Below are 16,072 nucleotides of genomic sequence, written 5' to 3'. Positions count from 1 at the left end.
CAAGTATTTCTTTATTATGTGAATACGCCATATTTTCTATAGATTCAAAAAGAGTGTTAACTATATAATCTTTTGAGATTTTAAAATATTCTGGTTGACTTAGATTTAAATAATGATGAAAAGAGGAAAACTTATACTTTGTAATATCCTGTGTTTCTTTAGGATTTTTATGAATATAAATTAAAAGAGACTTTATATAGTTTTCATCCTTAACCTTTATTCTTTTAAAATGCTTTTCAAATAAGCTTCCCGTACGTCCTGCAAATTTATTGAATGCCTTTGCATAAGCATTGAAAAAATCGGAAATACTCTTAGTAAATTCTTCCGGTTTCGAATTAACTTGAATAAGAAAATGGAAATGATTATCCATTAAACAATAACCAAAAACTTCAACATTCTGAGCAACATATTTTCCAAATAATTGAAGAAAATAGCGTTTGTTTTCTTCAGTCTTAAAAATATTCTCCCCATTAATACCTCGATTGTAAATGTGGTAGTAATGTGATTGTTCAATTGTTTCTAGTTTCATAATCTTTCGTTTTTAATACCTACAAGGTCTTAGAGACCTTGCAGGAAGTCTTAGAGACCTTGCAGGATGGTTTCAAAACCATGCCAAAACGCAGACGAGTTACAGTATATTAGACACCCTTTGATTTGTTTTTTGGTTTTCCAAAACTCTTAAAGTTTCTGTGCTTGCTGCGGTTACTGAAAGAGGTAAAACCAAGATAATTCCAACCACAGGAATTAATAGTACAAGCATAAAAACAATACCATTTCCTATTGCCAAACCTCGGTTTTTCTTAACAAATTGAATGCTTTCAGCATATTTAAAATGTCGTTCTAGCGTATAGTCCATATTTCCAAAGCCTGCGTAATAACTCTGTACTAAAAACAACAAAATTGATGATGCTATTCCAATTACAGGGATAAAACCGATTAGAATTATAGGTATGGTAATCATTAACTCCATCAATAAATTTCTGACATTTAGTCGAATTCCTCGCCATAATTGACCCGCATTGGTTGTGTTTCTATGCGAGTGATCTATGTTGTCCACCCCGTATAAATGCTTTTCAATTTTTTCTGAAACAGGACTCATAAAAGGTGCGCTAAGTGCCATTACAATATGCCTATAAAGAATAAGCCCAAGTGCAATGATAATTAAGGCTCCTATAAATTCGCTTATCGTTTTAAAAGTCTCTGCTCCCCATTCCCAAAACCATACTTTTGATATAAATGCACCAAGATTATCACTTAAACCCCAAGCTGAAAACCCAATTAGGATTGCCGTAAAAAAACTAATTGCCATCGGCACTCCAAAATACTTCCAAAGCCCAAGTTTACTTATAAGCTTGAAAGTTCCAACGTATGCTCTTATGCCTCTTAGAATGTTTTTAATCATAGTTTTGAGTTTCAAACGTTGCAGAATAACTATAATGACAAATTAGGCTATATAGACCAATTTATCATCAAATCCCTCAACCTCTTCAACAGTTTCAATCTTTGCCGCTTCCTCTGCTTTTTGTTTCAAAAAAGTTACAATTTCTTCCTCGCTTTTATTCTTTATTTCTTCATAAAAAATAATTCCCATTAAATTGTTATGGATATCCATGGCTCTATCTAATGGTTCGTTAGGCGAGAAATCCTCGTGCCAATCGGTGAACTTTTTAGCCCAAGCTTTTGCTTTTTCCTCATTCCTCCTCCACTTTAAGCATCTTCGGATTATCAATATCACCCAGAGGGCGTGCCTAAATGCATTTGCCGGATTGTTTAAATGATGCGTATTGCCATATTCTTTCTGCGCAATAAGCATACATTTTTTGGTGGCAATTATTGTTGGAATTCCGTAAAACGGATTTCTAATAAAAAGACCAAGCAACCCGAAGAGTTGCTTGAAATCTAATCTATTAAAAATTCGCCAAAGCATTTAATCTTGTTTGTATTCTTTTACAGCTTCTATAAAAGCACCTGCATTCTCAATTGGAATATTAGGTAAAATACCGTGTCCTAAATTTACTATATAACGATCTTTTCCAAACTCATCAATCATCTGTTTCACCATCTTTTTAATTTCAGACGGCGGACTGAAAAGTCTAGTAGGATCAAAGTTACCTTGTAGCGTAATGTTTCCTCCTGTTAGGTATCTAGCGTTTTTAGGAGAACAAGTCCAATCTACACCTAATGCAGAAGCACCACTTTTAGCCATTACATCTAAGGCAAACCAGCATCCTTTTCCAAATACAATAACTGGTGATTCATCTTTTAATGCGTCGATAATCTGTTGAATATATTTCCAACTAAACTCTTGATAATCGGTTGGTGAAAGCATTCCACCCCAACTATCAAAAACCTGAACAGCATTAACACCTGCCTTTACCTTTTCTTTTAAGTATAAAATTGTAGTATCAGTAATCTTCTGAAGTAATTCGTGTGCAGCAACTGGTTGTGTAAAACAAAACTCTTTTGCTTTGTCAAAATTCTTGCTTCCTTGACCTTGCACACAGTAGCATAAGATTGTCCATGGACTTCCAGCAAAACCAATCAATGGAATTTCATCGTTTAGTTTTTCCTTGGTCATTTTAATGGCTTCCATTACATAGCCAAGTGTGTCATTAATATCTGGTACAATAACGCGTTCCAAATCTTTTTGAGAACGGATTGGCTCTGGAACCCACGGGCCAATCCCAGGTTTCATTTCTACGTGAATATTCATAGCCTGTGGAATCACCAAAATATCACTAAATAAAATAGCAGCATCCATTCCGTAGCGACGGATAGGTTGTACTGTAATTTCGCTAGCGAGTTCAGGAGTTTGGCAACGAGTAAAGAAATCGTACTTCTCTTTAATTTCCATAAACTCCGGAAGATATCTTCCTGCTTGACGCATCATCCATACAGGTGGACGCTCCACGGTTTCTCCGCGAAGTGCTTTTAAGAATAAATCGTTTTTTATCATAGCATTATTATTATAAACCTAACAGATTTGAACTCTTAGGCTTACAGACATTAAGTTCGTAACATTTTTACAGTCTTCGCTATTACACTTTCAACAATTGTAGCGTTTGAAACAACTACATGATCTGTGTAATTTTTAGCTTCTGAAGCAGTTGTTGTGCCAATGCAAACAGCCAAAGCTTCAGTTTTATTTTCTTTAAAGTAACTTCTCACACCACTCGGACTAAAAAACATGATTGCATCAAATTGTCTTTCTATCTTTTTAGGTAGGAAGCTTGTGTTGTATACTTTTATTTCTTCGAAAGAGACATTATTTTCATTTAAAGCTGAAGGAATAACGTCGCTTCTTATATTTCCACAGAAAAAATAAAAATGATCGTTTTTATAATTTTCAACTAAATACGGCGCTAATTCCGAAGCATATTCAGTCATTTTGATCACTTTTTGACCATTTTTCTCTAAAAGAGCTTTAGTTTTTTCACCTACACAATAGCAATTCTGAATTTTAATATTCGCATTTTGAATAGCACTTACAGAGTTTTGACTCGTAATTATAGCATTATCAATTTCAGAAGGCGCTTTAAAATCTATAAAGTCGATTTTTATTGCGTTGTATTCTACCAATGATATCCCTGCGTTAAGCAACAATTCCCTTTGGGAAAAGCTCAGTTTTTTGGTAGATAGAACGCTCTTCATTACAACATTATTAGCAGCCTATTTATTTGTATGCTTTTTAATTTCGGCCATTAATTCTTTTCCTCCATTAGACAGTATGCTTAAAGCACATTCTTTTCCAAATCCTTTATAATCTGATGGCTTTACACTTTTTTCAATTTCAAGCATATCTTTTCCATCTAAAGAAAATAAGCATCCTTTAAACATCACCTCATCATCTACAATTTGAGCATAAGCACCAATTGGCGCAGTACACCCACCTTCTAAAGTGTTTAAAAATTCTCTTTCTATATGGGTGCATATTTCTGAAGCGGAGTGATTCAATTTTGATGTAGCTTCTATTGAAAACGGATCGTTCTCCATTGCTACTACAACCATGGCTCCTTGTGCTGGTGCGGGAATCATCCAATCTAAGTCGATGAATTTTCCTGGCAACACATTAATTCTTTCCAATCCTGCCTTTGCAAAAATTGCTCCCTCCCATTTATTGTCTTTCAATTTCTGAAGACGGGTATTTACATTTCCGCGTAAATCAACCAAATTATGATTGGGATATCTGTGTAACCATTGTGCTTGTCTGCGAAGACTTCCAGTTGCGATTGTACAAGGTTTTTCAAAATCAACCTCAGATTCAACTACTAGAATATCCTGTGATGTAGCTCTTTCTAATACTGCAGTTTGCACTATTCCTTTAGGTAAAAGAGTAGGCACATCTTTCATACTGTGCACTGCTATATCAACAATACCGTTAATCATAGCTACATCTAGCGTTTTGGTAAATATACCAGTAATACCCATCTCGTAAAGAGGCTTGTCTAGGACTAAGTCTCCTTGTGATTTTACGGGCATTAGCTCGGTTTTATAACCTAGATTTTCTAGTTTAGATTTTACAGTATTGGCTTGCCAAAGTGCTAGTTCACTATCGCGGGTACCAATTCGAATGGTTTTTTTCAAGACTAAGCAGTTTCAAGTTGGAAAACTCTTCTAATCAGTTCAATACTTTCGGCAGAGCCTTCTTCGCCTTTTAAGTGATTGACAAAATGTGTAGTAATTTTTTGAATTAGCCTATCGCTGATAATATCGGCTTGTTCTTGATTAAAGCCTTCTATCTTTTTACTTTGATAGTCTATCTCACCTTCTTTAATTTCAGCAAGCTTAAGTTTTAAAGCTCTAATGGTAGGAGCAAATTTTCTGTTGTCCGCCCATTTATTGAAATCTTTTTCAATTTCAGAAATAATCTTTCTCGCTTTTGGCAATTGTGATGCACGTTGCTCTAACGTTTCATCAGTTAAAGCTGAAAGTTCATCCAAATGAACTAGAGTTACCAATTCATTTTCTAAAACATTTTCAGAAACGTTTTTAGGAATTGAAAGATCTAAAATTAAAAGTGGTCTTTTTAAGTATAAAAGTTCCTTTGAAATAGTTGGCTGTTGTGCGCCTGTTGCAACAATAAGAATATCGGTTTGCGCTATTTCACTTTGTATATCGGCATAATCCTTAACCACCAAATTAAATTTACCTGCAACTTTTTCAGCAGTTTCTTTGGTGCGGTTTATAAGGGTTATATGATCGTTTTTTGTGTGTTTTATTAAGTTCTCACAAGTATTTCTACCAATTTTTCCAGTTCCGAAAAGTAAAATATTCTTTTCTGAAACCTCAGGAACCATCTTCATAATGTATTGCACTGCGGCAAAACTAACAGATGTAGCTCCTGAAGAAATTTTAGTCTCATTTTTTATACGCTTACTTGCTTGAATAACTGCATTTGCAAGACGCTCCATAAATGGATTGAAAATATCGTGTTTTTTAGACTCGCGAAACGAATTACGCAACTGACTAATAATCTCGAAATCTCCTAAAATCTGACTATCCAATCCAGTTCCAACAGTAAAAATGTGCGAAACGGCATCATGGTTTTTATAAATATATGCTACTTTTTCAAACTCTTCTACAGTACCATTTGTATATTCGCATAGCAACTTTATAAGCTGATATGGATGTTGTGCAAAACCATAAAGCTCCGTACGATTACAAGTAGAAATAACGGTAAGTGATGGAATTCCGTTTTCTTTCGCTTGCTTTAAGATTTGCTTTTTTGCGTTATCATCAATACTAAAATGACCGCGTATCTCGGCATCTGCTTTTTTGTAGTTTAGTCCAATCGCGTAAAAATGACCCTCAAGGGTTTCACCAGAATATGACTTTAAGTTATTTTTCATCCACAAAGTATATTTGAGAAATAGAAATTAAGGATGCCTAGCTTATTCATTTCTGTAGTATGTAATAGATTTTTAGGCATAATATTTAAAACTAGGCAAATGTACAGTCATAGTTTTTCAAAAAGTAACGCTAGCGGTATCTTTTGTATCGCTACGTGTTAAAATTAATCAAAAAATGACATTTATCATATATAATGCCCTAATTTAGCGGTTTCCCTATGAACAAAATACATTTCTATTTAGAACTATTCTAAATAAATCAATTCGATATTCCAATGGATAATCAAAAAAACACCGCTCAAAGTTTACCTGAAAACGGGGTAGGTTTTTATGAAGAAATAGCAATTGAAACCGGTTTTTTCATTTTAAAATTCAACAACGAAACTAATGAAAATCAAATATTTAAGCGAGAAGTAAGTTCTAACTTTATCCAATTTCACTTTTGCATAAAAGGAGCGGCATCATTTTCATTCAACAATGGCAACTACGTTCTGCCTATAAAAGAAAATAACTCACTTTTACTATACAACCCTCAACGAGATTTACCGTTAGATTTGCACGTAACCCCTAACACCTGGGTGCTTTCGGTATTGCTTCCTATTAATAAGTTCCACAGTTTTTTTTCAACGGAAGCCGATTATATCACCTTTTTAAATGAAGAAAATAAAGACCGAAAATATTACAAAGACAGTCCTATTTCACCTTCTATGGCAATTGTACTGAATCAATTGATGAATTACAACTTACACCCAACTATAAAACCTCTTTATTTTAAAGGGAAAGCTTATGAGCTGCTAAGTTTATATTTTAATCGCCCTGCCGATGCCGACATAGAGCAATGTCCGTTTTTAGCGGATGAAGTGAATATTTCAAAAATTAAACAGGCCAAGCAAATTATTATCTCTAGAATGGCTGAGCCACCTACCCTGCAACAGCTTGCCGATGAAATTAATTTACCAATTAACAGATTAAAAGAAGGGTTTAAGCAAATTTACGGCGATTCGGTTTTTAGTTTTTTATTCGACTATAAAATGGAAGTTGCACGTCAATTATTAGCAACAGGATCACATAACGTAAACGAAGTTGGACTTAAAGTAGGGTATAGTACTTCCAGTCATTTTATATCCGCATTTAAAAAGAAATTCGGCACTACTCCAAAGAAATTTTTAATGGGTCTTAATGTTTAAACATCCTAAATACTAAAGTTTTTAAATGTCTATTGAAACTGAACTAGTAGAAACCATCTTTAAAGATCTCACTTTCACTTTTGAAGAGAAACAATTACTAGCGCAAAGTTTTATAAAATTAAATCTTCCAAAACACAGTTTATTGCTAGAAGCTGGACAGCAGGTTTACGACCAATACTTTGTTGCAGACGGATGTTTACGTACATATTATATTGACCCAGAAGGGAAGGAACACACGGTTCAATTTGCAATAGAAGATTGGTGGATTAGCGATTACACAGCATTTTTTAGCAGCAGCAAAGCAGTAATGAATATTGAATGTATTCAGGATGCTACACTTTTTAAAATATCGAAGAAAGACATGGAATTGCTTTATTTAAAGATTCCAAAGCTAGAATCTTTCTTTCGCAAAAAAATGGAACGCGCCTTTGCCTCTTTTCAAAAAAGAATAATTTCTAATCTCGCTCAATCTGCCTCCGAGCGTTATTTAAATTTTGTAAACTCCTATCCCAATATAGAGCAAAACGTAAAAAACTACCATATTGCTTCCTATCTAGGAATTACCACCCAAAGCCTTAGCCGAATTCGCAAAGAACTAGTAAAAGGTTGATTTATTACCATAGGTCAATTTTTTTGACAATTCTACCCGCTACCTTTGCTGTTATAAATAAGTGAATAGAGTTTAAAGGCTATGAAATTATTCATTAAACAGAATTTAATTCTTTTTACGGTGATAATCGCCGCGTTAACTTGTTCTTGTGGAAACTCACAAAAAGACGAGATAACAAATGAAGAATTAAAGCCATTAACACAAGAAAAGATGAAAAAGGTATTATTTGTATTGACAAGTCACTCTGATTTAGGAGATACAGGAGAGAAAACGGGATTTTGGGTAGAAGAATTTGCTGCTCCTTATTATTTACTTAAAGATAAAGGTGTTGAAATTACAATAGCATCTCCTAAAGGAGGTCAACCACCGATAGACCCAAAAAGCGAATCTCCCGAATCACAAACACCAGCTACGGTTAGGTTTTATAAAGATAAAGAAACGCAAACCATACTTGGCAACACAGTAAAACTAGAAACAGTAGATCAAGCAAACTTCGACGCTGTTTTCTATCCTGGTGGACACGGACCGTTATGGGATTTAGCTGAAGACAAAAATTCTATTGCACTTATAGAGTCATTTTATAATAACGACAAAACAATTGCAGCTGTATGTCACGCTCCTGCAGTATTCAAGAATACTAAAAAAGCAGATGGCACACCTTTGGTTAAAGGAAAAAAGGTTACAGGTTTTACCAATAGCGAAGAAGATGCTGTACAATTAACCAATGTTGTTCCATTTTTAGTTGAAGACATGTTGAAAGAAAATGGAGGAGAATATTCTAAAGGTGAAGATTGGGCTGTTTATGCAGTTGAAGATGGACTATTAATTACAGGTCAAAACCCAGCATCTTCAGAATTAGTTGCTGAGAAATTATTAGAAAAATTAAATAAGTAAAAGTTAAGAAAACCATAGATATATGAAATTAATTGAAGATTTGAAGTGGCGTTATGCTACTAAAAAAATGAATGGAGAAACCATTCCACAAGAAAAACTTGATTATATATTAGAAGCAGCGCGATTAGCTCCTTCGTCTTCTGGACTTCAACCTTATAAAATATTTGTAATCACTAATAAAGAGTTATTACTTAAATTAAAGCCAGCAGCTTGGGATCAAAGTCAGATTTTGGATGCTTCACACGTTTTAGTTTTTGCCTCTTGGGATGGGTATACTTTAGACAGAATAGAATCTGTTTTCAATTACACAATGAATGAGCGTGGATTACCACTTGAAACTATGGACGCATACAAAAACAACCTTTGGAGTATGTACGAACCACTAAGCCAGGAGTGGCATGCGCATCACGCTGCTAAGCAAGCTTATATTTCATTTGGTTTGGCTATTGCAGCTGCAGCAGAGCAAAAAATTGACGCTACACCAATGGAAGGATTTACTCCTGAAACTGTAGATGAGCTTCTAGACTTAAAGAAACAAGGACTAAAGAGTACACTTATTTTAACGCTAGGTTACCGCGATGAATCGGAAGACTGGTTGGTAAATATGAAAAAAGTACGTACTCCAAAAGAAGAATTTATAACTGAGATAAGTTAGAGTTTGATTAATTGTTAGTTTGTAAACCCCGATATTCAACACAAAATTGAATTTTCGGGGTTTTTTTGTTTTAATATTTTCTGCTTGATCAATTGAGGCTTAAATAACACATAAGCTTTTCTAATATTGCCATAGGTTTAATTACCAATATCAATCTTGAAGGTTCAACTTTAAAAGAGTAATTTTGTTTTTTTAAATTTAAATCACAAATGAAAGGAGTTCTCCTAGTAAATCTCGGTTCACCTGATAGCACCGACCCGAAAGACTTAAAAAAATATCTTGACGAATTTTTGATGGATCCACGGGTTATTGACGTTCCCTTTTGGCTTCGCTCTTTTATAGTAAGAGGAATTATATTAAACACTCGACCTAAGAAATCAGCCGAAGCTTACAAAAAGATTTGGTGGGATGAGGGGTCTCCTTTAATTGTAATTTCAGAACGACTTCAAGAAAAAATTCAAAAAAAAACTACAATTCCTGTTGCTTTGGCAATGCGTTATGGAAGCATGACCTTAAAAAAAGGGCTACAAGAATTGGTTGACCAAGGCGTGGATGAAGTTTTAACGATTCCATTATACCCACAATTTGCAATGGCTACAACCGAAACCATTGATGTAAAAGTGGAAGAACTGAAGAAGGAGTTTTTTCCGCAACTTGAAATAACATCACTTCCGGCTTTTTACAATAAGCCAGAATATATTGAAGTGCTTTCAAAGAGTATTGCCGAAAGTTTGGAAGGTGTAGATTATGAGCATTTGCTGTTTAGTTATCACGGTGTTCCTGAACGACATATTTACAAAAGAGATATAACTAAAAGTCATTGTAAAATAGACGGCAGCTGTTGTGTAACAGATTCTCCAGCCCATGAATACTGCTATCGTCATCAATGTTTTAAAACAACCGAATTAGTTGCCGAAAAACTAAACTTAAAACCTGGAACATATTCTAATGCCTTTCAATCGCGTTTAGGTTTTGATCCTTGGCTAAAGCCACCTACAGACAGAACAATTGAAAGATTTGGATTGGAAGGAGCTAAAAAAATTGCAGTTGTAACCCCTGCTTTTGTAAGTGATTGCTTAGAAACACTGGAAGAAATCGCTATGGAAGGTGAAGAAATTTTTCACGAAGCTGGCGGAAAAGAATTCACAACTATACCTTGTCTAAACGATCGCGACGATTGGGTTGATGTTTTAACAGGCTGGATTGACCAATGGCGAATTGCAGATGTAAAAACGGCAATTGCCTAATTGAACCATATCTCTTTATATAAAGAGAATGCAATTTTCAGGGTAATAAATTTTCAGAAACTATATGAAACCTAATCAGTCTGATACTCTTGGCACCGATGCTATTGGTAGCTTATTGGTAAAACAAGCTTTACCCGCTTCAATCGGAATTTTAGTGATGTCACTCAATGTAGTGGTAGACACTATTTTTGTTGGGAATTGGATTGGTTCTATTGCCATTGCAGCAATAAATGTAGTTCTACCTGTATCATTTTTTATTGCCGCTTTGGGTATGGCAATTGGTATTGGAGGATCTTCTATTATATCTAGAGCATTAGGTTCTAACAACAGAGCGAGAGCTCTTAAAACTTTTGGAAATCAAATCACCCTAACACTATTGCTTACTGTAGCAATGGTGATTTTTGGATTGATTTTTATTAACGATTTAATTCCAGCTTTCGGAGGTAAAGGCGACATATTTGAGCCTGCAAAAATTTATTATCGCATAGTATTATACGGAGTGCCCCTTCTCGCCCTTAGTATGATGGGAAACAATGTAATCCGCGCTGAAGGGAAACCAAAATTCGCAATGATTGCGATGATTATTCCTTCCATAGGAAACCTCCTTTTAGACTATATTTTCATTTACATCTTCGATATGGGGATGGCAGGTGCCGCTTGGGCGACCACTATTTCATACTCCTTATCTTTCTTTTACATACTTTATTACTTCTTAAGCGATAAAGCTGAACTAAAAATAAACTGGTCACATTTTGGACTTGACCTTTCCATTTTAAAGGAAATATCGGCTTTAGGGTTTGTAACCTTAGCAAGACAAGCAGTAGTTAGTGTAACCTACCTGTTAATGAATAATATTCTCTTTAATTTTGGTGGTGAAGCTTCAGTTGCAGCTTATGGAATTATTGGGAGAATGTTGATGTTTGCACTCTTCCCAGTTCTAGGAGTTACCCAAGGATTTCTACCCATCGCAGGTTATAATTATGGCGCAAATAAATTCAAGCGCGTAAGAGAAAGCATTAACAAAGCCATATTATACGCAGGAGGATTAGGGATTTTAATTTTCATATTAATAATGTCGTTTCCTGAAACTATAACTTCGGTATTTACTAATGACCCCGACATTCTTTCAGAAACCCCGCATTATATGCGCTGGGTGTTTGCTGCTACTCCTATTATTGCAATTCAACTTATAGGTTCGGCTTACTTTCAAGCAATTGGAAAAGCAGTTCCCGCTTTGCTGCTAACATTAACAAGACAAGGTTTTTTCTTTATCCCTTTAATATTTATTCTTCCGTATTACTTCGGTGAATTAGGGGTTTGGATTTCTTTTCCAGTGGCAGATATACTGTCTACTATCGTTACTGGATATTTTTTAAATAGAGAAATTCGAAAAACCCTAAAAGAATAAATATTAAAAGGTTACTTTTAAACTGTTTTTCTATACTATTTCAATGGAACAATACTACCTATACATAAAATCACTTCACCTTATTTTTATAGTTACTTGGTTTGCTGGACTTTTTTATATAGTTCGCTTGTTTGTCTATCAAATTGAAGCTTCACAAAAACCTTCTCCTGAAAAAGAAATTTTAGGAAAACAACTCAACATAATGGCCTCTCGATTATGGAATATCATTACTTGGCCAAGTATGATTCTAGCAGTTTTCTTTGGAATATGGCTTATTAGTATGCGAATGTTTTGGCTTACTGATGCTTGGATGCAAGTAAAATTAGCGTTTGTAGTCGCGCTTATTATTTATCACTTTAAGTGTCATCAAATCTTTAAACAACTTCAAAAAGGGGTAATTAAACACACTTCAAATTCAATGCGACTCTTTAATGAAGTGCCGACCGTCATTCTGTTTGCTGTTGTATTCTTAGTAATCTTAAAAAGTGCTGTAAACTGGATTTACGGGACTGTAGGAATCATCGCTTTTGCTATGTTATTGATGATGGGATATAAAATGTATAAAAGAATTAGAGAAGAAAAGAACAATTAAGAATTATGAAATTTAAATTCTGATTTAAAGCGGATTAATTATTGCTATCTTTCTTCTTCAAAATGATATAAGTGTACTTTTATAAAAAATCGCTACGTACTAGAATCTTTCTCTCCATGATTTTCTTAGTCATTGGAGCCTCAGTACTTATTGTTATTGTTACCGTTAATCAGTACAAAACAGAAGCTGAAGATTATCATCGTGATCGATTGTTGCGTAAAGAATCGGCTATTCGTGCTAATATTAAATACGTATTAGACAATACTACTTATCCAGAAGAAACAAACCAAATTCCTCTAATTTTTAAGGATAAGATTTACGAAATAAAAGATATCCACGGACTCGAAATTTTCCTTTACGACCTCGATGGGAATCTTTTAAAATCTTCAAGACCCTCTTTTTTCAGAGATACAGTCTCACAAAAAATCCCAGACTTAGTTTTGGATAGGCTTCAAAATTCATCAAATAAAAACTATATAAAAGCATTTGAAGAAGGAGGCCAAAAATACCAATCGTCTTACACTTATATTACAGACAGTTATTTTAAGCCCTTAGCGATACTTAACCTACCGTATATAGAAGACGACGACCTAATCAACAAAGAGCTTATAGATTACCTCTACAGACTTGGAATTGCCTATTTACTAATGTTATTAGTGGCGATTGCAATGGCATATTTTCTTTCAAAATATATTACTCGATCTTTAAAGGAAATAAGTGAAAAGTTATCAGAAACCCGTTTTGATACTCGGAACAAGAAAATACACCTTAGCGACACTCCTTCCGAAATCTCTACACTTATCAATGCGTATAATAGGATGATTGACGAGTTGGAAAAAAGTGCCGCACAGCTCGCAGCTAGCGAACGTGAAACTGCTTGGCGTGAAATGGCAAAGCAAGTAGCACACGAAATTAAAAATCCGCTTACCCCTATGCGACTTACAGTTCAAAGTTTTGAACGAAAATTTGATCGTAACGACCCAGATATTGAACAAAAAATTGCTGAGTACACCAACACCATGCTTCAGCAAATAGACACTTTGAGCTCCATTTCTTCGGCTTTTTCAACCTATGCAAAGATGCCAGCGCAGCAAGATGAAACTTTAAACGTAGTTAAAATCACAAAATTAGCCTTAGAGATTTTTACTGAAGATTATATATATTTCTTTTCAGAAGAAGAAGAAGTTCGCGTACTATTCGACAGAACCCAGCTAGTTAGGGTGGTTACCAATTTGGTTAAAAACAGTATTCAATCTATTGAGCAGAAAAACCCTGAAGAACCACGAATTGACGTGGAAGTAATAGCTAAAGAAGCTTTCGTACATATACGCGTTACAGACAATGGAATTGGCGTACCAGACGAAAACAAAGAAAGAATTTTTGAACCGCAATTTACCACTAAATCTAGCGGGATGGGACTTGGCTTAGGTATGGTGAAAAATATAGTTGAGAGATACGGCGGAACAATATCGCTAACTTCGACTTCAGACAAGACCACTTTTGAAGTTTCATTCCCAACAATGCAATAGGTTTTTAGTAGCTTTGTGGTAACAACTTTTATAAACGTAAGTTCTAGCTGTCGCCGAAATAAAATTCCATACAGACTGGCATCCGAAACTAATAGAATCGAGATCTTAAACTGAAAAAAGTTAGTGTAAAAAAGAAAAAAGATTATCTAAAAAAATATAAAATGAGCTATCAAAACATACTTTCAGAAACTGATAATGGGATTACTACCATCACAATTAATCGTCCATCAAAGTTAAACGCGTTAAACCGTGAAACTATACAAGAACTTCACACTGCTTTTAAAGAAGCAGATGAATCTTCAGAGACGAAAGTGATTATTGTTACTGGTAGTGGTGAGAAAGCTTTCGTAGCAGGTGCAGATATTAGTGAGTTTGCAGATTTTTCGGTAGCAGAAGGGGGAAACCTTGCCGCTAAGGGACAAGAATTACTTTTCGACTTTGTTGCAAACCTAACTACTCCTGTAATAGCAGCTGTTAATGGTTTTGCTCTTGGTGGCGGACTAGAATTAGCTATGGCAGCTCACTTCCGTATAGCTTCAGACAATGCTAAAATGGGATTACCAGAAGTTTCACTAGGTGTAATTCCTGGATATGGAGGTACGCAACGCCTTCCTCAACTAGTTGGTAAAGGTCGTGCTATGGAAATGATTATGACAGCGGGAATGATTGATGCTAACCAAGCCTTGCAGTACGGATTAGTAAATCAAGTAACTACTCCTGAGGCGTTAATTGAAACTACTGAAAAGATTGCTGGGAAAATTATGAAAAACTCCTCTGTTGCAATCAAATCGGCTATAAAAGCGATAAACGCTAATTACGAAGACGGCGTTAACGGATTTAATGTTGAAATTGAAGAATTCGGAAACTGCTTTGGTACCGAAGACTTTAAAGAAGGAACACAGGCATTTCTTAATAAGAGAAAAGCAAATTTTCCAGGTAAATAATACCAAGTAAGATATTTAGTTTAAAGCCTAGCATTACTGCTGGGCTTTATGTTTTTTACAAGGACTTACCACATGTTTAATTGAAAAACCCCACACTTTTCTTAGGAAAAATAATTTAATTTTCTTATATTTATAACTCTCATTAAGAATCACACTAAGTGATAGCAACCTGCCAAAACAGGCGAAGGTGCTAAAGAAATGAGCCTACTTCTAGGAAAAAAATGTTTTCAGCCCATTTATTACAATTTTAAATATTAAGTGTTTTTAGACTCCTAAAAACGCAACGAATAACGAGTTCAAAACTGACAAGTTCTGACCGAAAATTAGATTAAAAGTTTGCGAAATATAAACAACGCAAAATTTTGACCTGTGAGATTATTTATAGAAATGAATAATTATTAACCTAAATATATTTTATATGACTAACATTACATTCAATGAATTGCTTAACGAGCACAAACACCTTTTAAAGGAATCTACTTACGTAAAAGTATTTGATTTTTATATAAGTGGAAATACAGATCCTGAAAAGCTTCAAGGTTTATTATTTCACGAAGAGACCGATTGGATTTACGATTCAAGTTGGGACAAATCGGATAGAGCCAATGGAAAAAACCCAATGAGACAAGAATACACCGATAAAATGAATAAAAAAAGAACCTCATTAGGTGTTAGTCCACTTACTGAAAATGGATATAACCCAGATGAAACATCTAAGAATTTCTGTATTGCGATTATAAAAAACTCGCCAAAGTACAGAGATCTTTAGCATTATAAGTGAATTTTCGAGTTTCAGGATTTTCGTGAAAAGCTATCCGTAAATCAAGGTTTGAAGTATAGCCAATGTAAAACCTTGATAGGCTATCTGAATGCAAGATGTAAACACAATATTCCATAACAGTATAAAACAAAAAACCCAGACGGTTGTCTGGGTTTGTTTGCTCCTCTTCTTGGGCTCGAACCAAGGACCCTCTGATTAACAGTCAGATGCTCTAACCAACTGAGCTAAAGAGGAATTTATGTCTTGCCTTTGCCAGCTTTTGCTTGCTAATACAATCTCTTAGATTGCGTAGGCGGGTGCAAATATAAGCCTTTTTTACATTCATCAAAATAAAAAAATAAAAAAATTTAAAAATTTTAACTTTTTTATCTTTCTG

Annotated in this window: 17 protein-coding genes, 1 tRNA gene, 1 pseudogene and 1 riboswitch; of the genes and pseudogenes, 10 read left to right on the top strand and 9 right to left on the bottom strand. The window is 34.7% G+C overall.

Annotation, left to right across the window (positions count from 1 at the left end; translation table 11 throughout):
- Positions 1-175: 175 nt before the first annotated feature.
- The 7 genes and pseudogenes from G3A46_RS14310 to hemA all read right to left on the bottom strand — a co-directional run.
- Positions 176-529: pseudogene (locus tag G3A46_RS14310) on the bottom strand (transposase); the annotation flags it as partial.
- 99 nt (positions 530-628) lie between these two features.
- Complete coding sequence (locus G3A46_RS02790) at positions 629-1,402, bottom strand: EI24 domain-containing protein (protein WP_165145933.1); 774 nt, start codon at positions 1,400-1,402, stop codon at positions 629-631.
- Positions 1,403-1,444: 42 nt separating this feature from the next.
- Positions 1,445-1,927, bottom strand: coding sequence for a hypothetical protein (locus G3A46_RS02785; RefSeq protein ID WP_165145930.1), 483 nt, complete (start codon positions 1,925-1,927; stop codon positions 1,445-1,447).
- On the bottom strand, positions 1,928-2,956 hold the full coding sequence (gene hemE / locus G3A46_RS02780; RefSeq protein WP_139856187.1) for a uroporphyrinogen decarboxylase: 1,029 nt from the start codon (positions 2,954-2,956) through the stop codon (positions 1,928-1,930). It abuts the gene before it with no gap.
- A 50-nt stretch (positions 2,957-3,006) separates the two neighbouring features.
- Entirely contained in the window at positions 3,007-3,651 is a 645-nt protein-coding gene (locus tag G3A46_RS02775) for a uroporphyrinogen-III synthase (RefSeq protein WP_165145927.1), read from the bottom strand.
- Positions 3,652-3,669: 18 nt separating this feature from the next.
- Entirely contained in the window at positions 3,670-4,584 is a 915-nt protein-coding gene (hemC, locus tag G3A46_RS02770) for a hydroxymethylbilane synthase (protein WP_165145924.1), read from the bottom strand.
- Between the two features lie 2 nt (positions 4,585-4,586).
- Positions 4,587-5,849, bottom strand: a complete 1,263-nt coding sequence (gene hemA, locus G3A46_RS02765) for a glutamyl-tRNA reductase (protein WP_165145921.1) — start codon at positions 5,847-5,849, stop codon at positions 4,587-4,589.
- 275 nt (positions 5,850-6,124) lie between these two features.
- On the opposite strand from hemA, the gene G3A46_RS02760 reads away from it, so the two are divergent.
- The 10 genes from G3A46_RS02760 to G3A46_RS02715 all read left to right on the top strand — a co-directional run bounded on the left by G3A46_RS02760 (position 6,125) and on the right by G3A46_RS02715 (position 15,684).
- Positions 6,125-7,036 (top strand): AraC family transcriptional regulator, encoded by a 912-nt coding sequence (locus tag G3A46_RS02760; protein WP_165145918.1) that lies wholly within the window; start codon positions 6,125-6,127, stop codon positions 7,034-7,036.
- A gap of 25 nt (positions 7,037-7,061) precedes the next feature.
- Positions 7,062-7,646, top strand: a complete 585-nt coding sequence (locus G3A46_RS02755; protein ID WP_165145915.1) for a Crp/Fnr family transcriptional regulator — start codon at positions 7,062-7,064, stop codon at positions 7,644-7,646.
- 81 nt (positions 7,647-7,727) lie between these two features.
- Positions 7,728-8,540, top strand: a complete 813-nt coding sequence (locus G3A46_RS02750) for a type 1 glutamine amidotransferase domain-containing protein (RefSeq protein WP_165145912.1) — start codon at positions 7,728-7,730, stop codon at positions 8,538-8,540.
- Between the two features lie 22 nt (positions 8,541-8,562).
- Positions 8,563-9,195, top strand: coding sequence for an NAD(P)H-dependent oxidoreductase (locus G3A46_RS02745; protein WP_139856193.1), 633 nt, complete (start codon positions 8,563-8,565; stop codon positions 9,193-9,195).
- 209 nt (positions 9,196-9,404) lie between these two features.
- The gene (gene hemH / locus G3A46_RS02740) at positions 9,405-10,442 is read left to right on the top strand and encodes a ferrochelatase (RefSeq protein ID WP_165145909.1); all 1,038 of its coding nucleotides are present in this window, start codon (positions 9,405-9,407) and stop codon (positions 10,440-10,442) included.
- Positions 10,443-10,506: 64 nt separating this feature from the next.
- Positions 10,507-11,850: an MATE family efflux transporter gene (locus tag G3A46_RS02735; protein ID WP_165145906.1), complete on the top strand. Its 1,344-nt coding sequence runs from the start codon at positions 10,507-10,509 to the stop codon at positions 11,848-11,850.
- Positions 11,851-11,893: 43 nt separating this feature from the next.
- Positions 11,894-12,442 (top strand): CopD family protein, encoded by a 549-nt coding sequence (locus G3A46_RS02730; RefSeq protein WP_165145903.1) that lies wholly within the window; start codon positions 11,894-11,896, stop codon positions 12,440-12,442.
- A 116-nt stretch (positions 12,443-12,558) separates the two neighbouring features.
- Positions 12,559-13,971 carry an ATP-binding protein gene (locus G3A46_RS02725; RefSeq protein ID WP_206735944.1) on the top strand — a complete coding sequence of 471 codons (1,413 nt, stop codon included), beginning with the start codon at positions 12,559-12,561 and terminating at the stop codon, positions 13,969-13,971.
- A 161-nt stretch (positions 13,972-14,132) separates the two neighbouring features.
- A complete protein-coding gene (locus tag G3A46_RS02720) occupies positions 14,133-14,915 on the top strand; it encodes an enoyl-CoA hydratase-related protein (RefSeq protein WP_165145897.1) in 783 nt (260 codons plus the stop codon).
- 134 nt (positions 14,916-15,049) lie between these two features.
- Positions 15,050-15,146: riboswitch (SAM-I-IV-variant riboswitch) on the top strand.
- 187 nt (positions 15,147-15,333) lie between these two features.
- Positions 15,334-15,684, top strand: coding sequence for a hypothetical protein (locus G3A46_RS02715; RefSeq protein WP_165145894.1), 351 nt, complete (start codon positions 15,334-15,336; stop codon positions 15,682-15,684).
- On the opposite strand, the gene G3A46_RS02710 is transcribed toward G3A46_RS02715, so the two are convergent.
- Together G3A46_RS02710 and G3A46_RS02705 are read right to left on the bottom strand one after the other, a co-directional pair.
- Complete coding sequence (locus G3A46_RS02710; protein WP_165147579.1) at positions 15,650-15,811, bottom strand: GIY-YIG nuclease family protein; 162 nt, start codon at positions 15,809-15,811, stop codon at positions 15,650-15,652. The genes G3A46_RS02715 and G3A46_RS02710 overlap by 35 nt on opposite strands.
- A 45-nt stretch (positions 15,812-15,856) precedes the next feature.
- Positions 15,857-15,930: transfer RNA gene (locus tag G3A46_RS02705), tRNA-Asn, on the bottom strand.
- Positions 15,931-16,072 lie beyond the last annotated feature (142 nt).

The organism is Aequorivita sp. KMM 9714 (assembly GCF_011065475.1).
Classification (GTDB): domain Bacteria; phylum Bacteroidota; class Bacteroidia; order Flavobacteriales; family Flavobacteriaceae; genus Aequorivita; species Aequorivita sinensis.
Note: the sequence above shows the minus strand (reverse complement) of the source record. Positions and strands in the feature narration are given on the sequence as shown.